Annotated in this window: 28 protein-coding genes and 3 tRNA genes; 16 read left to right on the forward strand and 15 right to left on the reverse strand. The window is 44.5% G+C overall.

Features of this window, described 5'->3' with window-relative positions; translation table 11 throughout:
- Positions 1-3: 3 nt before the first annotated feature.
- A tRNA-Met gene (locus tag A3G19_RS02550) sits at positions 4-80 on the reverse strand.
- A 199-nt stretch (positions 81-279) separates the two neighbouring features.
- Between A3G19_RS02550 and groES the strand changes: the two genes are divergently transcribed.
- The 3 genes from groES (at position 280) to A3G19_RS02565 (ending at position 2,554) form a co-directional block, all read left to right on the forward strand.
- Entirely contained in the window at positions 280-540 is a 261-nt protein-coding gene (groES, locus tag A3G19_RS02555) for a co-chaperone GroES (RefSeq protein WP_015654380.1), read from the forward strand.
- 11 nt (positions 541-551) lie between these two features.
- Positions 552-2,180, forward strand: coding sequence for a chaperonin GroEL (gene groL, locus A3G19_RS02560; RefSeq protein WP_015654381.1), 1,629 nt, complete (start codon positions 552-554; stop codon positions 2,178-2,180).
- Positions 2,181-2,284: 104 nt separating this feature from the next.
- Positions 2,285-2,554 (forward strand): hypothetical protein, encoded by a 270-nt coding sequence (locus A3G19_RS02565; RefSeq protein ID WP_015654382.1) that lies wholly within the window; start codon positions 2,285-2,287, stop codon positions 2,552-2,554.
- Positions 2,555-2,568: 14 nt separating this feature from the next.
- On the opposite strand, the gene A3G19_RS02570 is transcribed toward A3G19_RS02565, so the two are convergent.
- The 12 genes from A3G19_RS02570 to A3G19_RS02625 all read right to left on the reverse strand — a co-directional run bounded on the left by A3G19_RS02570 (position 2,569) and on the right by A3G19_RS02625 (position 12,778).
- The gene (locus A3G19_RS02570) at positions 2,569-3,549 is read right to left on the reverse strand and encodes a DUF475 domain-containing protein (RefSeq protein ID WP_015654383.1); all 981 of its coding nucleotides are present in this window, start codon (positions 3,547-3,549) and stop codon (positions 2,569-2,571) included.
- Positions 3,550-3,582: 33 nt separating this feature from the next.
- On the reverse strand, positions 3,583-4,278 hold the full coding sequence (locus A3G19_RS02575; RefSeq protein ID WP_015654384.1) for a 2OG-Fe(II) oxygenase: 696 nt from the start codon (positions 4,276-4,278) through the stop codon (positions 3,583-3,585).
- Between the two features lie 2 nt (positions 4,279-4,280).
- Positions 4,281-4,670 (reverse strand): biopolymer transporter ExbD, encoded by a 390-nt coding sequence (locus A3G19_RS02580; protein WP_015654385.1) that lies wholly within the window; start codon positions 4,668-4,670, stop codon positions 4,281-4,283.
- A 3-nt stretch (positions 4,671-4,673) separates the two neighbouring features.
- Positions 4,674-5,126, reverse strand: coding sequence for a TonB-system energizer ExbB (gene exbB / locus A3G19_RS02585; protein ID WP_015654386.1), 453 nt, complete (start codon positions 5,124-5,126; stop codon positions 4,674-4,676).
- 3 nt (positions 5,127-5,129) lie between these two features.
- The gene (locus tag A3G19_RS02590) at positions 5,130-5,963 is read right to left on the reverse strand and encodes a HAMP domain-containing sensor histidine kinase (RefSeq protein WP_015654387.1); all 834 of its coding nucleotides are present in this window, start codon (positions 5,961-5,963) and stop codon (positions 5,130-5,132) included.
- Complete coding sequence (locus A3G19_RS02595; protein ID WP_294870418.1) at positions 5,953-6,588, reverse strand: response regulator transcription factor; 636 nt, start codon at positions 6,586-6,588, stop codon at positions 5,953-5,955. Before A3G19_RS02595 ends, A3G19_RS02590 begins: the two co-directional genes overlap by 11 nt.
- Positions 6,589-6,598: 10 nt before the next feature.
- A complete protein-coding gene (pyrC, locus tag A3G19_RS02600; RefSeq protein ID WP_015654389.1) occupies positions 6,599-7,606 on the reverse strand; it encodes a dihydroorotase in 1,008 nt (335 codons plus the stop codon).
- Positions 7,606-8,979 (reverse strand): phosphomannomutase/phosphoglucomutase, encoded by a 1,374-nt coding sequence (locus tag A3G19_RS02605; RefSeq protein WP_015654390.1) that lies wholly within the window; start codon positions 8,977-8,979, stop codon positions 7,606-7,608. The genes pyrC and A3G19_RS02605 overlap by 1 nt, the downstream gene beginning before the upstream one ends.
- A 122-nt stretch (positions 8,980-9,101) precedes the next feature.
- Positions 9,102-10,280 carry an ammonium transporter gene (locus tag A3G19_RS02610; protein WP_015654391.1) on the reverse strand — a complete coding sequence of 393 codons (1,179 nt, stop codon included), beginning with the start codon at positions 10,278-10,280 and terminating at the stop codon, positions 9,102-9,104.
- Positions 10,281-10,474: 194 nt separating this feature from the next.
- Positions 10,475-10,813: a P-II family nitrogen regulator gene (locus A3G19_RS02615; protein ID WP_015654392.1), complete on the reverse strand. Its 339-nt coding sequence runs from the start codon at positions 10,811-10,813 to the stop codon at positions 10,475-10,477.
- A gap of 10 nt (positions 10,814-10,823) precedes the next feature.
- Complete coding sequence (locus A3G19_RS02620; RefSeq protein WP_015654393.1) at positions 10,824-12,155, reverse strand: ammonium transporter; 1,332 nt, start codon at positions 12,153-12,155, stop codon at positions 10,824-10,826.
- A gap of 284 nt (positions 12,156-12,439) precedes the next feature.
- Positions 12,440-12,778 (reverse strand): P-II family nitrogen regulator, encoded by a 339-nt coding sequence (locus A3G19_RS02625; protein WP_015654394.1) that lies wholly within the window; start codon positions 12,776-12,778, stop codon positions 12,440-12,442.
- A gap of 148 nt (positions 12,779-12,926) precedes the next feature.
- Here A3G19_RS02625 and gyrA point away from each other — a divergent pair, with 148 nt between their 5' ends.
- From gyrA to A3G19_RS02675, 10 genes are all read left to right on the forward strand, one after another.
- A complete protein-coding gene (gene gyrA / locus A3G19_RS02630; protein WP_015654395.1) occupies positions 12,927-15,422 on the forward strand; it encodes a DNA gyrase subunit A in 2,496 nt (831 codons plus the stop codon).
- A gap of 49 nt (positions 15,423-15,471) precedes the next feature.
- Positions 15,472-15,930: an LPP20 family lipoprotein gene (locus A3G19_RS02635; RefSeq protein ID WP_015654396.1), complete on the forward strand. Its 459-nt coding sequence runs from the start codon at positions 15,472-15,474 to the stop codon at positions 15,928-15,930.
- Positions 15,879-16,286 (forward strand): hypothetical protein, encoded by a 408-nt coding sequence (locus A3G19_RS02640; protein WP_291750897.1) that lies wholly within the window; start codon positions 15,879-15,881, stop codon positions 16,284-16,286. The genes A3G19_RS02635 and A3G19_RS02640 overlap by 52 nt, the downstream gene beginning before the upstream one ends.
- 92 nt (positions 16,287-16,378) lie before the next feature.
- Positions 16,379-17,533: a sigma-54 dependent transcriptional regulator gene (locus A3G19_RS02645; RefSeq protein ID WP_015654398.1), complete on the forward strand. Its 1,155-nt coding sequence runs from the start codon at positions 16,379-16,381 to the stop codon at positions 17,531-17,533.
- Positions 17,534-17,697: 164 nt separating this feature from the next.
- Positions 17,698-18,726 carry an aspartate-semialdehyde dehydrogenase gene (locus A3G19_RS02650; RefSeq protein ID WP_294870421.1) on the forward strand — a complete coding sequence of 343 codons (1,029 nt, stop codon included), beginning with the start codon at positions 17,698-17,700 and terminating at the stop codon, positions 18,724-18,726.
- 1 nt (position 18,727) lies between these two features.
- The gene (locus A3G19_RS02655) at positions 18,728-19,252 is read left to right on the forward strand and encodes a YqhA family protein (protein ID WP_015654400.1); all 525 of its coding nucleotides are present in this window, start codon (positions 18,728-18,730) and stop codon (positions 19,250-19,252) included.
- Entirely contained in the window at positions 19,245-20,288 is a 1,044-nt protein-coding gene (hemE, locus tag A3G19_RS02660; RefSeq protein WP_015654401.1) for a uroporphyrinogen decarboxylase, read from the forward strand. The genes A3G19_RS02655 and hemE overlap by 8 nt, the downstream gene beginning before the upstream one ends.
- Before the next feature lies 1 nt (position 20,289).
- A complete protein-coding gene (locus tag A3G19_RS02665; protein WP_015654402.1) occupies positions 20,290-21,228 on the forward strand; it encodes a radical SAM protein in 939 nt (312 codons plus the stop codon).
- Between the two features lie 56 nt (positions 21,229-21,284).
- Positions 21,285-21,359, forward strand: a tRNA-Asn gene (locus A3G19_RS02670).
- Between the two features lie 26 nt (positions 21,360-21,385).
- Positions 21,386-21,460, forward strand: a tRNA-Asn gene (locus A3G19_RS02675).
- A 25-nt stretch (positions 21,461-21,485) separates the two neighbouring features.
- On the opposite strand, the gene A3G19_RS02680 is transcribed toward A3G19_RS02675, so the two are convergent.
- Positions 21,486-23,543 carry a TonB-dependent receptor gene (locus tag A3G19_RS02680; protein WP_015654403.1) on the reverse strand — a complete coding sequence of 686 codons (2,058 nt, stop codon included), beginning with the start codon at positions 23,541-23,543 and terminating at the stop codon, positions 21,486-21,488.
- A gap of 108 nt (positions 23,544-23,651) precedes the next feature.
- Here A3G19_RS02680 and A3G19_RS02685 point away from each other — a divergent pair, with 108 nt between their 5' ends.
- Both A3G19_RS02685 and A3G19_RS02690 read left to right on the forward strand, forming a co-directional pair.
- Positions 23,652-25,079 carry a HAMP domain-containing sensor histidine kinase gene (locus A3G19_RS02685; RefSeq protein WP_015654404.1) on the forward strand — a complete coding sequence of 476 codons (1,428 nt, stop codon included), beginning with the start codon at positions 23,652-23,654 and terminating at the stop codon, positions 25,077-25,079.
- A complete protein-coding gene (locus A3G19_RS02690) occupies positions 25,076-25,615 on the forward strand; it encodes a hypothetical protein (protein ID WP_294870423.1) in 540 nt (179 codons plus the stop codon). Before A3G19_RS02685 ends, A3G19_RS02690 begins: the two co-directional genes overlap by 4 nt.
- A gap of 50 nt (positions 25,616-25,665) precedes the next feature.
- On the opposite strand, the gene A3G19_RS02695 is transcribed toward A3G19_RS02690, so the two are convergent.
- On the reverse strand, positions 25,666-26,067 hold the full coding sequence (locus A3G19_RS02695; protein ID WP_291750898.1) for a hypothetical protein: 402 nt from the start codon (positions 26,065-26,067) through the stop codon (positions 25,666-25,668).
- A 96-nt stretch (positions 26,068-26,163) separates the two neighbouring features.
- Between A3G19_RS02695 and A3G19_RS02700 the strand changes: the two genes are divergently transcribed.
- Positions 26,164-26,653 (forward strand): sugar phosphate nucleotidyltransferase (locus A3G19_RS02700; RefSeq protein ID WP_294870426.1); only part of this gene is annotated, 490 nt, incomplete at its 3' end.

A 26,653-nucleotide genomic window follows, 5' to 3' on the forward strand; every position in this document is an offset into this window, starting at 1 on the left:
AGATGGTGGCGGGGGGGGGACTCGAACCCCCGACCTCCGGCTTATGAGACCAGCGCTCTAACCAGCTGAGCTACCCAGCCATCTTTTGGAAAGACCGGAATTATAGTGAACCATTGCTTATTAAAAGCTAAAAGATAATCTAAAATTTCAATTTATCCGTGGATCTCATACTTTACCCTATATAATATAACTCATTATTATTGAGTCATAAAGACGAATTAACCCAAACTCATGTACAATCCCGCACATAAAAATTTCACATCATATAAAGGAAACACAATGAATTTTCAACCACTTGGAAAACGGGTATTGGTTCAACGTCTCGAAGAAGCAACCACAACCGCATCGGGTATCATTATTCCTGACAATGCAAAAGAGAAACCCTCACAAGGAACTGTTATAGCTGTGAGCGAGAAAGTAAGTAATGTAGAGATAGGGAATGTTGTCGTTTTCGGTAAATACGCCGGTACAGAATTGACACTAGAGGGAAAAGCTTACTTAGTGATTGCGACAAGCGATTTACTCGGAATTATTAAATAAAGGAAACTACTATGGCAAAAGAAATTCACTATTCAGATGACGCACGCAATAAATTAGCCGCCGGAGTACAAAAACTGACCGATGCGGTCAAAGTAACCATGGGGCCGCGCGGTCGTAATGTCCTTATCCAACGCAGCTACGGCGCACCGCTTATCACCAAAGACGGTGTATCGGTTGCCAAAGAGGTAGAACTCAAAGACCCGCTTGAAAACATGGGAGCGCAACTCGTTAAAGAGGTTGCTTCTAACACGGCGGACGAAGCGGGTGACGGTACCACAACGGCGACCATCCTAGCCAACTCTATTTTCAAAGAGGGTCTTCGAAACATCACAGCGGGGGCTAATCCGATCGAAGTTAAACGGGGTATGGACAAAGCGACCGAAGCGATCTTGGCAGAGCTCAAAGCGGCTTCACGTATCATCAACGATAAAAAAGAGATCGCGCAAGTCGCAACCATCTCGGCAAACTCCGATGAGCGCATCGGTGCAATGATCGCCGAAGCGATGGATAAAGTAGGCCGTGATGGCGTTATCACGGTTGAAGAAGCCAAAGGAATCAATGACGAACTCGACGTGGTAGAGGGGATGCAATTCGACCGTGGTTACCTCAGCCCGTATTTCATCAACAACTCGGAAAAAATGACCGTTGAATTGGATCATCCGTTTATCCTTTTGTTCGATCAAAAAATCTCGAACCTCAAAGACCTTCTCCCTGTGTTGGAGCAAGTTCAAAAAAGTTCACGCCCGCTTCTCATCATCGCAGAAGATGTTGAAGGTGAAGCGTTGGCAACGTTGGTCGTCAACAAACTTCGCGGTGTTTTGAACATCACTGCCGTTAAAGCTCCGGGATTCGGTGATCGCCGTAAAGCGATGCTCCAGGATATCGCGGTGCTCACTCGTGCACAACTCATCAGCGAAGAGATCGGACGAACACTCGACAGTGCAACGATAACTGATTTGGGTCAAGCCTCTCGCGTGGTAATCAGCAAAGACAACACCACGATCGTTGATGGAGCAGGAGATAAAGATGCGGTTAACTCACGTATCAAAGAGATCCGTACCCAAATCGAAGCGACTACGAGCGAATACGATAAAGAGAAACTTCAAGAGCGTCTTGCGAAACTCGCAGGCGGCGTTGCGGTTATCAAAGTCGGAGCAGCGACGGAAACCGAAATGAAAGAGAAAAAAGACCGTGTAGATGATGCACTCTCAGCAACCAAAGCGGCCGTTGAAGAGGGGATCGTTATCGGCGGCGGTGCGGCATTGATCCGTGCGGCGGCAAAAGTAAAACACGACCTTACCGGCGATCAAAAAATCGGTTGGGAGATCATCCTCCGTGCGATCACCGCTCCGGTGAAACAAATCGCTGAAAATGCGGGATACGATGCAGGTGTTGTTGTCAACACGATCGTCTCTGCAACAAATGAAAACATCGGATTCAACGCGGCAACGGGTGAATACGTCGATATGTACGAAGCGGGAATCATCGATCCTCTCAAAGTAGAGCGTGTCGCATTGACCAACGCAACGTCGGTATCGAGTATGCTTCTCACAACTGAAGCAACGATCCACGAGATCAAAGAAGACAAACCTGCAATGCCTGATATGGGCGGTATGGGTGGAATGCCCGGCATGATGTAAAGACCATAAAAAACGTCCTAAACGGGCGTTTTTAGGTCTGAAACCCCTTTTTTTAACCCTTCTTCGATACACTTCTTCACTAAACACTCAACGGAACATACCCTATGCAATTATCCCTAACCGACCTCATCGGAATACTCGGCGTCTTTGTCATCATTGTTGCCTACATGCTTTTACAACTCGAAAAAATGGATGCGAAAGATTTAAGCTTCTCGGTTTTGAATTCTCTAGGGGCATTGCTGATCATCATCTCACTGCTGTATGACTGGAATCTCGCGTCGTTTTTAATGGAAGCAACATGGATGATGATTAGTTTATACGGGGTTCTGAAATATTATAACATGAAGAAAAAAGGAAAAAATACCGTCAAATAAGACGGCATTTAAAATTAAACGATCTCATTGGCCTTTTTATTTTCCCACAGCGAGTGAAGAAACGCGATCAAGATCAATCCGATACCGATAGTCCCCGTCACCATCTCACTGATATGAGTGGTAATTTTCATCAACATGATAATCGCCAAAATCCCGATTGCATAATGGGCACCGTGTTCGAGATACCGGAAATGTGAGAGGGTTTTATGCTCAACGAAATAAAGGGTGATACTCCGTACAAACATCGCTCCCACACCCAAACCGATCATGATAATAAAGATATTACTGGTCAATGCAAACGCCCCGATAACACCGTCAAAACTGAAACTCGCATCGAGAACTTCGAGATAGATAAATCCGGCGATCCCGCTTTTAACCGTATCGGATGAGAGGAAATGGTCCAGCATCCCGAGCAATGAGTGAAGCAATACTCCGTACATAAATGCCAAAACAACTCCGAAGTCCTGAGTGATGTGCCCCAAAGCGATCCCCACCATAATTGCAGTAATCAACTCGATATTGGCAACGCCTGAAAAATGTTCCATCGTTTTGGAACCTTCAACAAACTTCACCCATTTGACATCATGTTCCCCAAAGAAAAAGTCCAAAAAGACCATCAGCAAAAAGGCTCCACCGAACGCGAAGATCGTCGATTCAGTCGCTTTGAGCACTTTTTCATACTCTGCGGGTTGATCCATCGCCACTTGCAATGTTTCCAACAATCCCATTCCCGTTACAATCGAAACAATCGCAAGCGGAAATATTAAACGCATCCCAAAAACTGCAATCGGAATACCGAAAACAATAAAGCGTTTCTGCCAAATCGGGTCCATCGTTTCAAGTACCTTGGCATTAACCACCGCATTATCAAACGAAAGAGAGATTTCAAGAACAATCAGAAGAAAGGTGATGTAAATAGCGGCAAGTCCACCGAGATAATATGCTGCAATCAGCCCTAAAAGCATGATTGCAAACGAGCTGTAAAAGTAGCGCATGAGCATCCTTCGAAAGTAATGCGCAATTATAACTTACATATGAGCATTATGCCATTGAACGAGTGAAAGACGGAATCCTTCTTTGACACTAAGCACTTCGTGAGAGAAATAGGGATTACTCAGAAATACGACCATATCCCCTGCTTCCGGACGGAGGGTAATCGTATTGCCGTGCTCGTCACACAGATAGTTGAAGAGCAATTCTCCTCCGCTGAAATGATCTTGATCCGTCGGATGCGGAGTATAAGAGGTCGTAAAGAGGACGGTAGTGAGTTTGCGCTCAGGGGCGACGGTGCGATACCCGATGACATTCCCATCATGGTCACGCAATTCGCTTGAATCATCGGAATGCTTGAGATAAAACGACCCGCTCTCATAGCCTAGAACCTGCACATCGGTTGCTTTGGCGAGAGAAAGGGCAAAAAATGTTTCAATCTCTCCTCTCACCGCTTCAAAACGGCGATCATAGATTTCTCGGTGTTCTGGGCTTAGCGTATGAATATCGGTTTTACGAATAGCGGTATCGAGTGAACGTCCGCGTAGTTCTGCCTGCACCGCCTCATTATCCGATAGCGTATGAGCGGTAATCGCTCGGCATTCGGCCGGACTAAGCACCCCCTCAAGAACTATATAGGGAAAATCATGGTACGGATTGGGGAGCCGCGCAGTGGGAATATCCCACCCCAGTAACTCATCTCGTGCATATACGTAGTTACTGATCTGATGCATCACTATTTCTGCTTATCGGTGACGATATAAAGCTGTTCATGTCCAAGACGTTTCAACACATCCATAACACCCACGAAGTTTTGAAATGCCGCCTCTTTATCGCTGTAAAGAACAACCGTCATCTCTTTTCCTCCCTCAACGACACGCTGTTCAAAATCGGCTAACGTGATCGGTATTTTCTCTTCCCCCAACATCAGTGTCCCGTCTTTTTGGATGGTGAGTTTCAGCTCACTCGGCTTATGCTCTGCCGCAGATCCTTTGGCCTCAGGGAGATCGACGGGAATCAATCCTGTCTTAATAAACGTCGCCGTAGTAAGTACCATGACGAGCAACACGAGCATAATGTCGATGAACGGAATAACGTTGATCGTATCGATCCGTTTCATTTTCATGACTTACCCTTGTTTTTTATGGGCGTCGATTTCCCATAGTGTGATAAGACGTTCCATTTTACGGAGTAAAATATTGTAAAACACAATAGCCGGGATGGCGACCACCAGACCCATTGCCGTCGCTTTGAGCGCCAGAGCCAACCCGGTCATGATTTTCTTCGGATCAACGGCTCCTACATCACCGAGGGTGTAAAATGTAATCATAATCCCTAAAACCGTCCCAAGCAATCCAACATACGGTGCATTCGAACCGATCGTTGCAATCGTAGAAACATTGTTGCCCAAATCAAGTTCCAATTCCTCTTTCGTCTCATAATCACCGATACGAACCGAACCGTATGCCATCATTCTTTCGATAAAAAGCCATAATGAGACAATACTCATAACCACCAAAATCCCGATAATCCCGTAATCCACTGCCGTTTGTGCAAATTCCAGCCAACCGCTGTTTTCCATTCGTTATTCCCCTTTTTTAAATTCTAATTTGACGCAGGTTCCCTCTCCAACACGAGAAGCAACATTCAACACTATATGATGACGATCGCAATAGCGCTTGACCAGACTTAAACCGATTCCATATCCCGGCATTGTAGTATCATTTTGGAAATAGCGATCATAAATGCGCATAAGCGTAATCTCATCCATTCCGGCGCCTTGATCGCAAAGGCTTAAAGTTTGATCGTGTAATTTTATCGTGATATGGGGTATTTGAGGTGAATATTTCACCCCATTTTCCACCAAATTATCAATCACTTTACCCAATCCGATCCGATCGCATTTAACGCTATAGGGTTCTATCTCCAAATTCCAAACGACCTTAGGATAAAGAGAACGCAAAAATCCTAAACGCTCTTCAAGGAGTTCACGCAGATCAAAAGAGTCAATTGATTCTCGTTCCGTCTGTTTCTTGATCAAATAATCAAGCTCGTTATAACGCTCTTTTAGCATCTCTGCCGCCGCTTCAATCCGCTCCAGACGTTTGAGAGACTTTTCATCATTATGCGTTTTACGAAGCATTTGAACATTCGCCGTAATGGTGTTAATCGGGAGGTTCAGTTCATGCAGTGTCTCTTTGGAGAAGCGTTCCAAATGGGCAAAATGCTCTCTCAGCGGGGTAATCGCGATTTTTGCCAAAACTCCCCCCACCACGAGGGTAATAATCAATGAGACGAAGGCGATAATTCCCCACTGCTCTACCCCTAAAACCTGATGAACGTAATAGATTCCGGCAATCAAAACACCGGTAGTCGTCACATAAAGTGATGCCAAAGCAATGGTAAAGCTACGAAACAAGGCGATATCCTACGCCGCGTATATTGACTATCGATTCTGAACCTATCTCTTGTTTGAGACGGTTGATGTACACCCGTATGGCCCCATCGCTAATCATCTCTGATGGGTTCCACAACGTATCCATAATCATCTCTTTGGTGACGATCTCTCCCGCATTTCGAATAAACAATGCCATCAGCTGATACTCTTTGAGCGAAAACGGGATCTCTCTTCCTTCCATCAACACACATTTATGAAGTTCATCGAGGCAAAGTTCTCCGACACAATGGCGTGCTTTCCCTTTGATACGGCGTAAAAGTGCATGAATACGCACCAGTAATTCATCGGTATGAAACGGTTTTTTGAGGTAATCGTCCGCACCGATTTCAAAGGCTTGAGAGAGCGTTTCAATCTCTTGATGGGAAGTCAGATAAATACTCGGGGTTAGATCATTGGCACGGCGCAGCTCTTTTAAAAGCGACAAACCGTCGATGAGGGGAACATTAATATCGAGAAGATAGAGATCAAACTGATTTTTATAGGTTTCATCGAGGGCTTCTTGACCGTTACGGCATAAGGATACCTCAAACCCCTCCTCTTCTAAGACATCAGCGATAGATTCGCCAAAGAGCAAATCATCTTCCAAGAGTAATATCTTAATCGACACGCTCTATCGACCACTTCAAAGTTTCCCCCGCTCGCATCGGGACGACAGTACCGTAAATATCAGGAACGACAAAATCGTGTTTCACTAACACCACCTCTTTGAATTCTGCACAAATACCATAAATTTGCTGGGCATTGTCACTCACGAATGCTTGAAGATTGTCCAATTTATCATGCGCTTCAAATACCTCACACAACAGCTGCAATGCGATTGGAGCGGTAAATACCCCTGCTCCGCATCCGCAAGATTCTTTCGTATGTTTGGGGTGCGGTGCGGAGTCGGAACCGAACATCACTTTCGGATGGGCTTCCAATGCAACTTTGAGCAAGGCGGCACGATCTTCGGGGCGTTTGGCTATCGGTTTGCAAAACAGATGCGGTCGAAGCATTCCCCCCGCCACATCATCGAGGGTAATGATGAGATGATGCACCGTAATAGTGGCGTAAAGATTCTCGTATTTATCCAACATCGCTACTGCATCGGCGGTGGTGATGTGCTCCATAATAATTTTCAGTTTTGGAAAGTTGATGGCCAGTTTTTCGTAAACACTCATAAACTCTGCTTCGCGATCCATCACAAATCCGTTGGTCTCGCCGTGAACCGAGAGGACAATTCCCAAATCCGACATCGCTTCGAGTGTTTCACGCATCGGTTCAATATCAAAGTTGACAACTCCCCCCTCGGAGTTGGTAGTAGCACCGCTCGGGTAAATTTTGATCGCCGTAATATGATCCTGAACATCTTCCAAGAACGCACGGCTGTAGTTTTGATAAAAGAGGGTCATGTAGGGCTCAAAATCATCCCGCCCGATCGCGTGTTTAATCCGTTTTTTGTACTCTTTCACCATCTCTTTCGTCGTTACGGGAGGGACAAGGTTGGGCATTATGAGCGCACCGCTAAAACTGTAGGAAGTAAGCGGAGCAACGGTCTCCAACATCTCACCATCACGCAGATGCAGATGCATATCCAGAGGCATTGTCAATGTAACCGTTTTCATTATTTCACCTCCAACTGATTTTTAGCTTCTTGGATCAATGCATTAAGCGCTTCTTCATAATGTTTAGCTTCATCTGCATCGGTCGATTCGAAACGGGTCACGAGGACAGGTGTCGTATTACTCGCCCGTACAAGTCCCCACCCTTGATCAAAAATAACCCGAACACCGTCAACATCGATAATCTCTTTGATCGGAGGAAAAGAAGCGGGAGGCGTTTGAAGCAACTCTTTTAGTTTTGCCATAAGAGGAAATTTCTCCTGTTCCGTTGTTTTGACTTTGATCTCTTCAGTCGAAAACACTTTCGGAAGTTTTGCAATCTCTGCATCGAGGTCCACCCCCTCCTTCACCAGTTCAAGCATACGCAACGTGGCATAGATCGCATCATCATACCCGAAATAGCGGTCGGCAAAAAAGACATGACCGCTCACTTCGCACGCTAAATCCGCATGAAGCTCTTTCATTTTGACTTTGAGATTGGAGTGTCCTGTTTTATACATCACCGCCGTCGCCCCGCGCGCGCGGAGAGTATCGTACATCACCTGCGAACATTTTACTTCGCCGATAACGGTCGGATTTTTCATCTTGAGGGCGAATAGCAGTGCCATCATGTCCCCCTTGATGTTGTTTTTAGGGGTCAATACGGCGATACGATCGGCATCACCGTCATACGCAAATGCGATATCACCCTCTGCCGATAAAAGTTTTTTGATATCCTCAAGGTTATGCTCTTCACTCGGATCGGGATGGTGATTCGGGAATGTTCCATCAGGATCGACATAAATTCCTTTGGTTTTGAGTCCTAATTCATTGAAAATATCTTCGATTGCCAAACCTGCAACCCCGTTTCCGCAGTCATACACGATCCGCTCATTCATCCCGCGCAAATGGCCAAACGACTCCACCATAAAACGTTTATAGCGCGAAAGTGCATCGATCTCAGTAACGTGACGCTCCACTTTCGGAGGAAACGGCAATGTCTCAATCTTGCGTCCGAGGGCATAAATCGATTCGCCGAAAAAAGGGAGCTTGTTAATCGTGATTTTAAAACCGTTATATTCGCTGGGGTTGTGCGAACCGGTAATCATTACCGAAGCGCAGGCTGTTTTTCCGCCAAAATCCTGATAGTTGCAAAAATAGTTGACGGGAGTCGGAACCATCCCCATTCCGAGCACCTTCATCCCTCCCGCATTGAGTCCGGCAGTCAAATATTCAAAAAGAATCGGGGAATGCGAACGTGCATCATATCCTACCGCAACGTACTCGCCGAACGCTCTCATCTCATCGGCTAAAGCATACCCCAAACGGGTAATCGTCTCTTCATTCAACTCTTTTTCATAAATTCCACGGATATCATATTCACGATAAATAGACATAGTTTCCCTTTTCAATCAACATTAACAAATTATACAACGAGGTGGTTAAAAGAGTCTTTTATGGGGCACAAGCCCCATCCAGAAGAATAGTGAAGAAGTGTTACAACAGTGTTAAGAAGGTATTAAATCGCTCTTTTAAATTCGGGATACGCTTCAAGTCCGCATTCGCTGACATCAAGCCCTTGAACCTGATCCTCGTCCGTAGCGCGAAACGGTATAAATTTATTAAGCAGATAGATGATGGTAAATGACACGGTAAAGACAAATACCGCCATCACCCCGACCCCTTTGAGCTGGTTTAGGAATGTTATACCATTTGCATGATCAGCGGCAAAAAGACCCACAGCAAGGGTTCCCCAAATACCGTTGACCAAATGAACCGACAATGCTCCAACCGGATCGTCGATACGGAAACGGTCAAATAATGGTACCGCGAGAACGACCAATGCCCCTCCGATTCCCCCGATCAAAATTGAATCAATCATCGTATACAAATGGGGACCTGCCGTGATCGCTACCAACCCGCCAAGTGCGCCGTTAAGAATCATCGTAATATCAAAAAGTTTATATCGAGCATAAATAGCGATACCGGCGATAATCGCGCCGGAGAGTCCTGCGGTATTGGTATTAAAGATCGTCAATGCGACACTATCCGCCGCCTCTTTGGTCGAAATTGATCCTACCGAACCGCCGTTAAATCCAAACCATCCGATCCATAACAACATCGCCCCTAAAACGACCAAAGGGATATTCGAAGCGGGAATTACGCGGATTTGATTTCCGACATAACGTCCTTTACGTGCACCGATCACCAAAATCGCCGCAAGCAATGCCCATCCGCCCGTGGAATGGATAACGGTTGAGCCGGCCAAATCGACAAAGTTCAGATCAAACATCGTATCTTTGAGCCAATCGCTTCCCCAGCTGATATTCACTGCCGTCGGATAGATTAACGCACCCATAATCACCGTGAAAAGAGTCAACGGCAAAAGGCGGGCTCGTTCACCCACCCCACCGCTCATAATGTTAATGGCCTTACCGACAAATGCCATCTGGAACATAAAAAAGGCCCATTGGCTCATCGTTGTACTTTGAAAATCACCGAATGCCAAATGAAATCCGACCAAGATAAAGGCCATCGACGCAACCGCGTAAATCATAACGTTTACCGTCAAAACGCTGGAGACGTTTTTGGTTCTCACCAAACCTGCTTCGAGCATCGCAAAACCGGGAACCATTAAGATAATGAGAGTAATAGAAAAGAGGGCAAAGAGGGTATCGATAACGTACGCAGTATCCATGCAGCACCTTTAGTTTAAGATAAAGGTGTGCATTATATATCCAATTAAATGGATTGTAGAAGAAGTATTGATTAAAATTTAATCAATTAATGTATTTAATCTTCAAGCGCGGTTTACTGCGCGTGGGCTTCACGCCGAGTGAAACTCAGCGTTAGCGTAGCCTGAGGGGGCTTTTGCTCCCTTAGGCGTAATGATTAAATGGCCTCGATATCTGTCTCACCCGTACGGATACGGACGATTTTGCTAATATCGCTAACGAAGATTTTACCGTCACCGATCTTGCCGGTACGTGCCGCTTCCACAACAGTGTTGACCACTTGATCTACCATTGCATCATCAACAACCATCTCCATTTTAATTTTCGGAAGAAAATCAACAACATATTCCGCACCGCGATAAAGCTCGCTGTGCCCTTTTTGTCGTCCGTAACCTTTTACTTCGCTCACCGTCATACCCGTAATACCGATTTCGGCAAGAGCATCTTTTACATCTTCAAGTTTAAATGGTTTGATAACCGCTTCAATTTTTTTCATTGTTTACTCCTTATAGGTTAAAGCCACGTTCACCGTGTACAGACTCATCCAAACCTTGGCTCTCTTGTTCTTCGTTAACACGTGAACCGCCAGTCAATGCCATTGCGATGTAATAAACCACGATCGTACCGACCAATGTGAACAGTCCGACGATCAATACAGATTCTGCTTGAACCATGATTTGTCCCATACGGTCACCTGAATCTTTCAACGGTCCAGCCCAAAGGAGAGCATTGTCTGTGTTTGGTGTATACGCTGCAAAGATACCGGTTGCAATCGCACCCCAAAGACCTGCAAGGAAGTGTACTCCGAAAGCATCCAAAGAATCATCGTAACCCACTTTTTTCTTCAACGCTGTTACCCCAAAGAATGCGATTAATGCACCCGTAATACCAATGATAAATGCACCGTTAACTCCTACGAATCCCGCTGCCGGAGTAATCGCTACCAAACCTGCAATCGCACCCGTTGCCGCACCAAGTAATGTCGGTTTTTTGAATACCGCATACTCAACCACGATCCAAGTAACCGTTGCAACCGCAGCAGCAATCGTTGTTGTCAAATACGCAAGACCGGCGATAGCGTTAGCACCAAATGCTGATCCACCGTTAAATCCATACCAACCAAACCATAAAAGACCGGCACCAAGAGCCGTTAAGATAACACTTGCAGGTTTCATTGCTACTTTTGGATAGCCTGCACGTTTACCGATTAAGAGAGCGAGTACAAGACCAGCCAAACCACCGTTCATGTGAACAACCGTACCACCTGCGAAGTCAAGAGCACCTTCGTTGAAAAGGTAACCGCCACCCCATACCATGTGTGTAATCGGAGCATAAACTACGATTGTCCAAATAAAGGCAAATACCATCCAAGTAGAGAATTTCATACGCTCAATCACTGAACCCGCAACGATTCCGACAGTGATCGCTGCAAAGGTCCCTTGGAACACTACGAAGACAAATTTAGGATAGAGTTGACCAAGATCAACACTTGCAAATTCTTGCCAACCGATGCCGCTAAGCATAATATGACCAAAACCACCGATGACTTGGTTCATTGAACCATCCATTGTTCCAAACGCGATTGAGAAACCGGCAACAACCCATGCGATAAACGATACAGCAAATGCACCGAATACCATAGCAAATGTATTCAGAATATTTTTAGAACGAGTCATCCCGCCGTAAAACAACGCCAAACCGATCGGAGTCATCAACATAACCAATGCCGTTGACATCATCATCCATGCAGTATCCCCTGAGTTAAGTACAGGTGCTGCAGCATCTTCGGCAAATGCCGATACGCCTAAAAGCAATAAAGCTAAAAGCCACTTTTTCATTTTCTCTCCTTATAACTTGAATGTCAGGTACCATTGTACAAAGTAATCAAATAATGAGAGTGCAAATTACTGATTAATTTTTAATCAATAGTAAAGATGAATTTCAAAACAGAAGAATTTTATAATATAAGGAAAGAGAATAACGAGAGTTAGTATTTGAATGTGCGTAATAAAGTAGCTGGCTCTGAAAATCTCCAGCATTTATGCTGGTAGCTTTAGGGGATTGCAAAGGACAAACTTGTCCTTGCCACCAAAATGGGCTCCGCCTATTTTGGTGTATAACATCAAATGGCTTCGCTGCCGGTTTCACCGGTACGAATACGAATGATCTGACTGATATCACTGACAAAGATCTTGCCATCACCGATTTTTCCGGTGCGGGCTGCTTCGATGAGCGTATTCACGACTGTATCGACCATATCCTCATCTACAACCATCTCCATTTTAATCTTTGGGAGAAAATCAACAACATATTCCGCACCGCGATAAAGCTCACTGTGCCCTTTTTGTCGTCCGTAACCTTTTACTTCACTCACCGTCATTCCGGTAATACCGATTTCAGCAAGAGCGTCTTTTACATCTTCGAGTTTAAAAGGTTTAATAACCGCTTCAATTTTTTTCATATTTTGTTGAACTCCATACCACTAATGTCTAGAACAATTGTAACCTTATTTAATTAATTAAGCAAATTAAAGCTAAAAAAACAGGTTTTAAGAATTTAAGGCTCATTCGGCTATAATCAGCCATATTATCTTCACTTTTGGGGACCGCATGAACGATCTGCTAGACAACAGCGAAATAAATGACATTAATATAGAAGACACACTCAAGAGCAGTTATCTTGATTACTCGATGAGCGTTATCATCGGGCGTGCACTTCCTGACGTCCGAGACGGTCTTAAACCGGTACACAGACGTATTCTTTATGCCATGGACAAACTCAGCCTCTCAGCTGGTGCCAAATACAAAAAATCGGCCCGTATCGTCGGGGACGTAATCGGTCAATACCATCCGCACGGTGATACCTCGGTTTATGATGCATTGGTTCGTATGGCACAACCGTTCGCAATGCGAGCACCATTGGTTGATGGTCAAGGTAACTTCGGTTCAGTCGATGGAGACAGCGCAGCAGCGATGCGTTATACCGAAGCGCGTATGACCCGTTATGCGGGAGAACTTCTCAAAGATCTTGAAAAAGATACCGTTGATATGATCGAGAACTACGACGGCACCACCTTCGAGCCTGAAGTTCTTCCTACCCGTGTACCAAACCTTATTATTAATGGTTCATCCGGTATCGCCGTCGGTATGGCGACCAATATCCCTCCCCATAATCCAAATGAAGTTCTCAGCGCACTGGTTCATCTAATGGACAACCCAAATGCTTCACTTATCGAGATTATGCAGTTTATCAAAGCTCCCGATTTCCCTACTGGGGGAACCATCTACGGTAAAAAAGGGATTTTGGACGCGTACGAGAGCGGGCGTGGTCGTATCCGTATCCGCGCCAAAACACACATTGAAAAAAAATCGAATAAAGATGTTATTGTTATTGATGAGCTTCCTTATCAAGTGAACAAAGCCCGTTTGATCGAAACCATTGCCGATTTGGTCAAAGACAAATTTATCGAGGGGATCAGTGAAATTCGCGATGAATCCGACCGCGAAGGTATCCGTGTCGTTATCGAGCTTAAACGTGATGCGATGAGTGAAATCGTCCTCAATAATCTCTATAAATCGACCAACATGGAGACTACGTTCGGAATCATCATGCTCTCGGTCTTTAACCAAGAGCCTCGTGTATTCACCCTCTTAGAGATGTTGGGTCACTTTATCAACCACCGTAAAACCGTTATTATCCGCCGTACTATTTTCGATCTTGAAAAAGCAAAAGCACGTGCCCATATCTTGGAAGGTTTGAAAAAAGCACTCGATCATATCGAAGCGATTATCAAACTCATCCGTGCAAGCAATGACGGCGAAGCGGCTAAAAACGGGCTTATCTCCGAATTCGGATTTTCACCGATCCAAGCCCAAGCGATTTTGGATATGCGTCTCCAACGTCTCACCGGTCTTGAACGTGACAAAATCGAAAATGAACTTAAAGAGATTTTGGCTCACATCGACTATCTTGAGAGCATCCTCCGAAGTGAAGAGGTTCTTAAAGGGATTATCAAAGGCGAATTCGTTGAACTCGTTGAGCAATACAATATCCCTCGTGTCACCGATATCGAAGACAACTATGATGATATCAATATCGAAGATTTGATCCCGAATGAGCCGATGGTTGTTACCATTTCTCACCGTGGATACATTAAACGCGTTCCTCTCGTCGCGTACGAGAAACAAATCCGAGGCGGTAAAGGTAAAATTGCCGTTACCACGTATGATGATGACTTTATCGAGAAATTCTATACCTGCAACACCCACGATACGTTGATGTTCGTCACCGATCGCGGACAGCTCCACTGGCTCAAAGTGTACAAAATTCCGGAAGGATCACGTACAGCCAAAGGTAAAGCAGTCGTTAATCTCATCAACCTCGAAGCGGATGAAAAAATCCGCTCGATTATTCCGACCACCGATTTTGATGAGAGCAAATCACTCGTCTTCTTTACCCAAAACGGTGTTGTTAAACGTACTGCTCTTAGCGAATTCTCGAACGTCCGAAGTAACGGTGTTCGCGCAATCGTTCTCGATGATGATGACGCATTGATCACTGCACACATCGCGAATGAAGAGACAAAATACCTCTTTATCGTAACGAAATACGCACAATGTATCAAATTTGAAATCGAAAAAACCCGCGATCAGGGACGTAGTACCCGTGGGGTTCGCGGTATCAAATTTAAAATTGACGGAGACGTCGTTGTCGATGCCAACATTATCAAAAGCGATGAAGAAGAGATCCTGATGGTGAGTGAAAAAGGGATCGGAAAACGAACCACGGCGGAAGAATACCGCCTTACCAACCGTGCCGGAACCGGTGTTATCGCGATGAAACTCAATGCTAAAACCGGAACAACGGTTGTCGGTTGTCTGATGGTTGATGAGACGATGGACATGATGGCACTCACCAAAGCGGGCAAAATGATCCGTGTCGATATGCAAACGATTGCGAAATCGGGGCGTAACACCAGTGGTGTTTACATCATTAAAGGCGATGATGTCGCGAGTATTTCACGTTGTCCGAAAAAAGAAGAAGATGAAGAAGATTTAGAAGGTAAAGAAAGCTCAGAAGGCTCAGGTACACTCGAATTGGAATAGTATTTGCTCTGTATTGAGTAATTATTCCAAACCTACCAAAGGAACCCGCATGCGAATCTCTGCCGCTCTTGCACTGCTTCTCACTGTTCCCGCACTTCATGCGGGATTTTTTGCCCCCGACTCTTCCTCTGAACCCCAAGTAAAATGTGTTTACAGTGGAACAGACGGCCATTGTGTTGAACCGATTTTAAAATCTCAAAACGAACTTGTTATTACCGTTGTCGGCCAAGGTGTTGCCCCTTCGGTTACCGCTTCTCCTGCACAAGCCTATGCACTTGCTAAACGTGCCGCAGTAGCGGACGGCTATCGCCAAATTGCGGAAAAAGTACGCGGAGTCCATGTCGAAGGACAAGACAGCATCAAAAATATGATGCTGATGCAATCAAGCACCCGTACCTCTGTTGAAGCACTGGTAAAAGGGGCTAATGTCACCAATACTACATTTAAAGAGGGACTGTGCGAAGTCGAAATGGAAATCGCCCTTTCTTATTCACGTATCTTACCGTAATCACGACACTTGCTTTCGGAGCTGATCACTATTATATAGGGTATCGGCTCACCGCTAAGAACACCCAACCCATCAATGAAACGCTCTCTGTTTCCAAAGCCATGCAGCCGTGTCATCCCGCTAAACCATCCGAGTCCATAACCCTTAAGCGCTTTAATAATGAGAACTTACAAACACTCTTAAATCGTGAACAAACGGCTTTTTTAGAATTTGCTTCGTCCAATGAACTCCGTGTTAAAAGCAATGATAATTTTAGTGTGACGAACCCCCAAACCCTGAATTCACTTACTCTTCCAACAAGCTGCTATGCAGTCGAGTTTAATGATGAGTCTGTTACAATCACCGCATTAAAATGATATGTTCTGCCTTGACAAAGGCAAGCTTTAGTACCATAGCGGTTAGCGTAGCCGAAGGGATTTTATTCTTTTGGCGTTTAAGAAGGATATAGATGAAGATTGCGATTGTTGAAGACGATATCAATATGCGCAAGTCGCTGGAAATTGCGATGGGTGACTATGAGAAATACGAGGTTCATACCTTTAAAAATGCTCGCGATGCCCTTAAAAAACTCGACGATACCTTTGAACTGATCATCAGCGATATCAATATGCCGGGGATGGACGGGATCGAATTTGTTAAAACGCTGGGGGGCAAATATGAGGTGATTATCATCACTGGAAATGCCACCCTTACCCGTGCCATTGAATCGATCCAGCTGGGGGTCAAAGATTTCTTGCTCAAACCATTTGAAATCGAAACACTGGTTGCCGCGATTGAGCGAACCGCAAGTGTTGCAAAAAAAATACCTAAAATGTCTACTGCACCTACCTCCTCTGGTTCATCTTTTCTGGGTACTTCACCCGCACTCGAAAAACTTCTCAGTCGTACCGCCAAAGCGGCAACTACCGATGCGAGCATTATGCTTCTGGGTGAGAGTGGTGTCGGGAAAGAGGTCTTTGCCCGCCATATTCATGAGACTTCACCACGTGCTTCCCGAGCGTTTATTGCCATCAATATGGCGGCTATCCCTGACAACCTCATCGAAAGTGAATTGTTTGGATTTGAAAAAGGGTCATTCACTGATGCAACCGAAGCAAAAACAGGACAGTTTGAGCTCGCAGAGGGGGGAACACTCTTTTTAGACGAAATCGCTGAAATGCCCTATAGCCTCCAAGCCAAATTGTTACGCGTTCTTCAAGAGCGTGAAATACGCCGTTTAGGTGCTTCGAAAAACACCAAAATAGATGTCCGTATCATCACCGCCACCAATGCCGACTTGCATACCAAAATCACCGAGGGGAAATTCCGCGAAGACCTCTATTATCGCCTTAACACCATCCCTCTCAATATACCGCCGCTGCGGGAACGTCGTGAAGAAATTCTGAGCATTGCCGAAGCGGCCTTGGAACGCTACTGTACCCAATACAGTTTTGAGGCAAAATCTTTTACGCCAAACGCATGCAACGCACTTGAACACTACAACTGGCCGGGAAATGTCCGTGAACTTATCTCGGTTGTGGAACGCTCTGCCATTTTGAGTGATGGAGAAAGTATTGATACTGAAGATCTCTTTTTGGAAGCAAGAGGGTTGGGGAGAATATAATCTATTTTTTCGTTCGTGGTGAGCCTGTCGAACCATGAATGGTAAGACCCTTCGACAAGCTCAGGGAGAACGGATACAATTTTTAATCCCTTCCAAGCCATCATTAGCTATAATCGCGAAAAATATTCACGGGTGATTTCATTCATCCTCAAGGAAAGCTTCCTATGAAACTTTATAACGTTGCTATCGTCGGTGCCAGCGGTGCCGTTGGCGAAGAAATTTTACGTATTTTTGAAGAGATCGAATTCCCTCTGGCCAAACTGGTTCCACTGGCGAGTGCTCGCAGTGCAGGGAATACGGTTACGTTCAAAGATCATGAACTCGTGATCAAAGAGTTAACCCCGACCGTATTTGAAGAAGAAGCAATCGACATCGCCCTTTTCAGTGCCGGCGGAAGTGTTTCAGCCGAGTTTGCTCCCTATGCTGCCGCGTCAGGTGCCGTGGTTATCGATAATACCAGCCACTTCCGTATGTTTGAGAATGTCCCTCTCGTTGTCCCTGAAGTAAACCCTGAAGATATTGCTCTTTGGAAAAATACCGGGATCATTGCAAACCCGAACTGCTCGACCATCCAAATGGTCCAAGCACTCAAACCCCTTGATGATGCGTACGATTTACAACGTATCGACGTAAGCACCTACCAAGCAACATCCGGTGCGGGAAAAACGGGGATGGAAGAACTCGTTGAGCAAATGCAGGCCTTTTTTGCCTTTAAACTCGATGATACGGAACCGAAAAAATTTGCTCACCGAATCGCACTCAACGCTATCCCCCAAATCGATTCGTTCACCGACAGCGGCTACACCAAAGAAGAACTTAAAATGGTGAATGAGACGCAGAAGATCATGCACAAAGATATCGAAGTGAGTGCAACCTGCGTCCGTATCCCGACACTTCGCGGTCATGCTGAAACCCTCACACTCACATTTGATGGTGCAGTGGACGCCGATGAAGCACGCGAACTTTTACGTAAAGCTCCGAATATTATCGTTATGGATGTACCTGAAGAGAGTATCTATCCGATGCCTTCACTCTGTATGGATCAAAACGAAACGTTTGTGGGACGTATCCGTAATGACCTTTACCGCGAAAATGTCCTCCATTTGTGGGTTGTTGCCGATAATCTCCGTGTCGGTGCGGCTACCAACGCCGTACGAATCGCCCAAAAATGGGTAGAGATGCAAGGAGAATAAGATGCAGTTCATTGAAAAACTCTTTGAACACGGCCTTTGGAGCACACGATTCATCATTCTCCTTGCAGTTGTTTTCGGTCTTGTAGGGGCTTTTGTCCTTTTTGCTGTCGCCAGTGTTGACGTCTACAATACCGCAGCGTATGTCATTCATACGTATGCTATCCATGCTCATCCGCCACATTTTCATGAAGAGATAGTCGGCGGGATTATCGGTGCGGTTGATTTATACCTTATCGGTGTCGTTATGATCATTTTCTCATTCGGTTTGTATGAGCTCTTTATCTCTGATATCGATCCAGCCAAAGATGAAAATGGGCATGAAAATCAGCTCCTTGCCGTCCACTCTCTCGATCAGCTCAAAGACAAAATTTCCAAAGTTATCGTGATGGTATTGGTCGTCGGCTTTTTCCAAAAAGTGGGACATACGGTATTTACCGGAGCATTAGAGTTACTCTATCTAGCCCTCTCGATCACCGCCGTTGCCGTCGGTCTTTATTTTCTTAGCAAAGTAGGTCACCATGAGTAAAATTTTTGTTGATGCGTGTTTCGGTAAAGAGACCCCTTATACCCCTGTTTGGATGATGCGCCAAGCGGGACGCTATCTCCCTGAGTACATGGAAGTGCGCAAACGTGCCGGAAACTTTCTCAACCTTTGTCACGCTCCCGATATGGCAGCGGAAGTTACCATCCAACCTGTGGACCTTGTCGGGGTTGACGCGGCAATTTTATTCAGCGATATCTTGGTCGTTCCGAACGAAATGGGAATGAAACTCGACTTTATCAAAGGGGAAGGCCCCGTTTTCGAAAAACCGATCGCGTCCGAAGAGGATTTGGAGGAGTTAATCGGCGGTGAGGAAGCGGCGTCTAAACTCACTTACGTTTATGAAACGATCAAGATTTTAAGAACACAGCTTGATGCACGCGACGATAATAAAGCCCTTATCGGCTTTACCGGTGCTCCGTGGACACTCGCGACCTACATGATCGAGGGACAGGGGACAAAAACGTACAATATCTGCAAAAAGATGATGTACTCCAACCCTGACTTGCTTCATAAAATCCTCCGCCAAGTGACCGACGTGGTCAAACTGTACATGGAAAAACAAATCCAATCAGGTATCGATGTCGTCCAAATTTTCGACAGTTGGGCCGCCGCAATCGAACCAAGCAAATACGATGAATTCTCATGGAGCTACATGGTCGAAATCGCCGAGTATTTAAAAGAGAAATACCCGCATGTTCCGGTCATTATGTTCCCGAAAGGGATTCCCGCATTTTTAGATAACGTGTACGGAAATTTCGATGTCTTCGGTGTCGACTGGAGTACCCCGATGGCACTGGCGAAAGAGAAACTGGGGGATCGTTATGTCCTGCAGGGAAACATGGAACCATGCCGTTTATACTCCAAAGAGCAAACCACCGCGTGTGTCGAAGCGATCCAAGAGATTATGGGTGGCCGTCGCCATATCTTCAACCTTGGGCACGGGATTCTCCCCGACGTTCCGGTTGAAAATGCTCAACACTTCGTTCGTGAATGTCAACGAGTGAGTAAAAAAGACTAATATGTCCACGATCTTCGGTCCCGTCTTTTCACGCCGTTTCGGTGCGTCGCTCGGGATCGACCTCTCCAATTCCGGCAAACAATGCAACTTTGACTGTCTCTACTGTGAACTCGCCCCTGCACCCGCAATGGCACACCAGCGTACGATCACTCCGGTAGAGACGATTATGACCGATTTAACAGAAGCGTTGCGCAAACACCCCTCTATTGATGTCATTACGATCACCGCTAACGGTGAACCGACGATGTACCCCTATCTGAATGCTCTTGTCGATGAGATCGATACAATCAAAGGGCGTATTCAAACCCTTATCCTCTCCAACAGTGCCTGTCTCAATGATTTAAACGTATTCAATACCCTTTTGAAGCTCGATCAAGTCAAACTCTCTCTCGATGCCGCAACACCCGAAGTGTTTAAAAAAATCGATCGCCCCGCCGAGGGGATAGAAATCGAAACCATCATCGAAAGTATCACCCGTTTCTCACAGATCTATACGGGGAAATTATTTTTAGAGATATTGTTTGTCAAAGGGATTAATGACGCTCCAAGCGAAGTGGAAGCGCTCAACCATGCCCTGCTGAACATCCACTGCGAACGGATCGATATCGGCACCATCGACCGTCCCCCTGCCTATGCGGTTCAAGGGCTAAGTTTTGAGGAACTGCATCTGATTGCACACCATTTTGATCCTGCATTGCCGATCCATATCGTTTCACGCAACCATGCCTCGGCAACTCCAAGTGCCTACAGCGATGAAGAGATCCTTACAACTCTGGATAAACGTCCTCTGAGTATGGATGATATCAATGCTCTTTTCGATGCCGATTCCAAAAGTCGCTTCGAAAATTTGCTCCATCACGGTAAAATCGCTCAAATCGAACGATCAAATATCACTTTTTTTACTCCGATCGAAAATATTGATCGAAAACGCTCTAAATAACCCCGTTTTTATTGACATCCAGCGTAACATAGCGTATAATTGCGCCTCTTAAAGATTCCGAATTAGCTCAGCGGTAGAGTAGGTGACTGTTAATCACTTGGTCACTGGTTCGAATCCAGTATTCGGAGCCATTTTTAAGATTTCTTCATTGTTTTATTCCGAATTAGCTCAGCGGTAGAGTAGGTGACTGTTAATCACTTGGTCACTGGTTCGAATCCAGTATTCGGAGCCACCCCCCATAAATTCATTCTCAATTTTCAGAACTGTTTTTCATACGTCACTAGCCAATTACGACCTTCACGATGGATGCCCTCATGTTTTGCATCATACGATGGATAGATCACCGATTCTTTAAAGAGATTTTTCACACTCAGTGTCACCATCGACAAATCATCCAGATTATACGACAGAGTTTCATCTACCAGCATCGTCGCACCGTAGGTGCGGATATCACCGCTTTCGCGTAGATATCCCCGTTTTGGACCAGTGTAATACCATGCGGTATTGATACCAAGTCGTTCTGTCAACGGATAAAGGTAATATCCCTTGATCATCACCTCCGAAATTTCAGGGCTTTGGTATTCTACTGGATTGTAATAATCCGGAGAAAAGTATTGGGATCGAACATAGGAAAAATTTCCCATCAGTTCAGAAGCGTTGTCGAAATAGTGGGTAAGCTCCAGCTCCACCCCTTTTGCGTTACGCTGTTTATGATTGGCGTAATCACCGGTAAATCCATCCGGTTCATGCTGAACACTGTCAATCACATCGTTTAGAATCGAATAAAATACATTGCTTCGGAGGATAGTATTTTTATTTTTGTAGGTATAGGCCAACTCAAACGTATCTATCGATTCAGGTTTTAAATTCGGATTTCCATCCTTTAAACCGTCTTGTGGAGCCTGAAAAGCTTCGACATACGATGGTGCACGATAGGAACGTCCATAAACCCCCTTAAAAATATGATTATTATCCATTCGGTAAACTGAACCGATACGATAACTAAGCATATTACTAAACAGCGAATAGGTATCCAATCTAATGTTGGCAGAGATATCCAAAGCATCATTGATTGAATAGATATCCTGTAGAGAAACCGATTTAATCCACTGATCATTATCTCCTGCAATTAAACCGTATCGTCCTTCTAAATATTCCATCGTACCAAAAATACTCGGACCGCCATCCCCTTGATCTCGGTATGTGGTTCCAAAAACATTTTTGATCGTATCGATTTTTTGGGCACTTACGCCGATCATCCACGCATGATCTTCAATATTTTTTCCTCTGAGATTCATCTCCGCATACGTATTCAACTGCTCGTATGTCGGATTCATCCGCACGGTAAGCCCGGTATTGAAATAATTTTGATAAAGGGTCGAATCAAACGTAAAAGCATAATAGTTTAACCCGAATTTGGTTTCCAAACTCAAATCCCGCGCCACATTAGAACTATTTTGTACCTCAACGATTGCACTTTTATTGTGCTGATATCCACCGGTCATTGGCTCGATATCCTCACTCAAACCATAGAAATTATCTGTTACGTCCGATTTGTATCTGGCTATCAACGTCCAATCATCGTGTTTTGCCGTTACACCGATGGAATAATCCTCAAAACTTTCCAAACTGTTATAATCGGTACGGGCATACCCGTATTCTTTAGCCGAAACAAACGCTTCACCTGCCGGAAGTGTTTTATTACTATGTTGATGATAACTGTCGATACCAACTGCCCAATTACCGATATTGAGATGTTTGACAAATCCGGCTTTAGTATAGTCATAACTTCCAACTGCACCAAAAACTTTATCGTTTTCTCCCTCTTGAGAACTTACGGTAATAACATTGATCGCCGCGCTGAATGCTCCCGGACCGTAAACCGTCGAAGCCGATCCTCGCAGTACTTCAATACGATCGATTAGCTCTATCGGGAAATCGAGATAAAAATAACTGGTACTGTAGAGATCACTCCCTACATCTACCCCATCAATGTAAAGTTTATACTTATCAAATACAAACGTATCGGGGTTATAATTTCCCCGAACGATAACCTGCTTCCACCCGATATGTAAGATAGAAGTCTCAATCCCAGGCAGTATGCCAAGAGCTTCATGGAGGTTTCGAATACCTATTTTTTTGAGCTTATCGGCATGAAGAACCGATACGACTGAAGGTTGATAGTCGATATTGAGTTTGGTCTTCGTTGCGATGGCAGTTACTTCGTCTAACAGCGAAGTGATATCGCCCTCCTCTGCAGCTACTCCATTTGAAACTAACAAAACTGCTGCCAACCCTATCGAATAACCTCTCATCAAACGCTCCGTCCTTATAATTATGTTACATTGTACCAAAACTTTAAAGATGCATTAACTAAATCTTATATAATATCAATTTATGTTAATTGGTATTGGATTTTAATTATGCATTCACTTATAGGCAAATTTGCCATTTTCTTCTGGTTTCTTTACATCGCTGTCATTGTCCCCATGTTTATCTTTATCCAGATGAACAGCTCTGCCGTTCTAAACGACGAAGAGCGCTCAAAAATCAATCTGGTTACCAATACCCTAAAACCTATCCTCTCAATCTATTTGAGTTTTGACCAACCGGATATGCTCAGCGAAACGATGCGAACCTTTTTCCATAACCCCAGTATTTCACGTGTTGTCTTGACCGATCTGAATGAAAAACCTATTTTTGAGCAATACAGCGCTCACCCTCAACTCAAAGACTTCATCACCATCTCAGAACCCCTCAAAGATCCGATTACAGGAGAGCTTCAAGCTACACTCTACATCAGCTATTCCAATACCCATGCCGAAGAATTACAAAATAAACTTTTTGACCGACTGGTATTCCTTTCGCTGTTTGCCCTAGCCCTTTTTTCCTTCACGTATCTCTACTTTCGGAAACAATTTTTTGTTTTGCGCCATATCTCTGATTGGATGGGAGCGTACACGGTTGACAAAACTACGAAACCCTTTGAATGCGATAACAACAACACGGAAATACAGACCATTATCTCATCAACCAATAAAATGCTGGGGACTATCGACAACTATCGAGATCAAATGGAAGAAATCAACGCAAAGCTTGAACAACGTATTGAAGCCGAAGTAGAACAGCGTCGCCAAAAAGAGCAGTTGCTGATACACCAATCGAGGCTCGCGGCCATGGGTGAAATGATCGAGAGTATCGCCCACCAATGGCGTCAGCCCCTCAACATTATCGGATTGGCCATGAGCAACATCGAAATGAAACGCCAACTTGGCCTCCTGAATGATACAGAGATTGAAAATAACAGCGATATTATCAATACGAATCTCACCTTTATGTCCAACACGATTGATGATTTTAGAAATTTTTTCAACCTCAATAAAGAGCGGATAGCATTCAAACCAACCCAGCCCATCAACGATATTTTCCATCTCTTAAGCGAACAACTCTCCTACGCCAAAATCACCTATGCTATACACAATGAATGCAATGAAGATATCTATGGCGTCGTTAATGAATTCAAACAAGTGATTTTAAATATTGTCAACAACGCCAAAGATGTTATCGTCGCAAAAAATGATCAATCCGGAGGTAAAATCGACGTTCTGCTTCGATGTGAAGCGAAACGCCTGATCATCGATATTTCCGATACCGGCGGAGGAGTGCCGCCGAACATTGCCAAACGGGTTTTCGAGCCTTATTTTACGACGAAATTTCAAAAACAGGGAACCGGTATTGGACTCTATATGTCTAAAGTGATTATCGAACAACACTTTGAGGGGAGCATCAGCGTTAGTAATAATACTCAAGGAGCCGTTTTCACTATCAATTTGCCGTTGGATCACCCATGAAGAAGCTCTTCTATTTTTGCATTTTGGTCATTCCGCTAACCCTCTTTGGGGCATCTTACGATACCCCATTGCTGCAGATAAGCGCAAAACTTTTTCCGAAAATACTGTTCATGGAAAAGGGGACAAAAGAACGTATCCAATCCTCTATTCATTTCGTGATTGTCGCTTCACCTGCCAATCAAGAGGCTGCCCGACATTTTTCTAATATGGTTCAAAATCAATATCCCGAAGGGATCAATGATCATCCTATACGAGTCTCAATCCTTTCGGCAAAAGAAGCTTTGGGTACGAAAAATATTCACGGCATCATTCTAATGCTGCCACCGGATGACAACCTGCTTGAACCGCTGATCAAGCACACGTATGAAAACAAAATCCTAACATTTTCTTTCGATCCCTCACTGCTGCGAAATGGTACAGTCATCTCGCTCTATATTGGAAAAAATGTCAAACCATACCTTAATGTCTCTGCACTTAAAGAGGCTTCTTTTACCTTTGAATACAGTTTTATCAAACTCTCTGTACCTTTTGAATAATCCCCGCTCTTAACACCTTCTTTCAAATAATCTATTACAAGATAAAAAAATTATATTTGTATTTTATTGGTTTCCTCATCATAATGATCACACGAATAGCTTTTAAATCCCTCGACCATACGGATAATATTTTTAATCGGTGTCGGATTGAACAAGCGGCGAATGTCATGATGGTTAACACAATCCTCACAGCGGCTTATCACACAATGGATTGCTATACTGACAACCAATATCCCCTGCATCGGATCGATGGATAAAATATAATCCACACATTGTTGTCCATTTTCAATCCCATGGTCGATTATCACGACATCATACTGCCCTTTTTGATAAGCGATAAACAGTTCGCCCAATGTTGAAATACTCTCAACTGTCCCTTTGATAGCCTCTTCGAGTAACATTTTCCGAGTTTGAAGCTGAAAGCCGCTCCCATCTATCATTAATATTTTCATACCATTATTATTACGCAAAAAGCGTTAAAGTTGATTAAACTAGCCTACAATCTTTTTAGACTATAATTTCAATTATTAACATTTCATAGGAGCAACATGAAAGGAATTATCCTCGCGGGCGGCAGCGGAACACGACTTTATCCGATTACCAAAGGGGTCAGTAAACAGCTGGTTCCGATTTACGATAAACCGATGGTGTACTATCCCCTCTCGGTTCTGATGCTCGCAGGGATCACTGAAGTACTTATTATCTCTACTCCTACCGATCTTCCTCGCTTTGAAGAGCTCCTTGGAGACGGTAGCGATATCGGAATGAGATTTGAATATTGCGTTCAACCCTCTCCTGACGGTCTAGCCCAAGCATTTATTTTAGGTGCTGACTTCATCGGAAGTGATGATGTGTGTCTCGTATTAGGTGATAATATCTTTTACGGTCACGGTTTGACCAAAATGCTCGCTCAATCGGTTAAAAATGTCACCAAAGAGAGCAAAGCGACTGTATTCGGTTACTGGGTCAAAGACCCTGAGCGTTACGGTGTCGCCGAGTTTGACAAAGAGGGAAATGTCCTCTCCATCGAAGAAAAAC

Origin of the sequence: Sulfuricurvum sp. RIFCSPLOWO2_12_FULL_43_24 (assembly GCF_001829605.1) — a bacterium.
In the GTDB taxonomy this organism is placed as follows: Bacteria; Campylobacterota; Campylobacteria; order Campylobacterales; family Sulfurimonadaceae; genus Sulfuricurvum.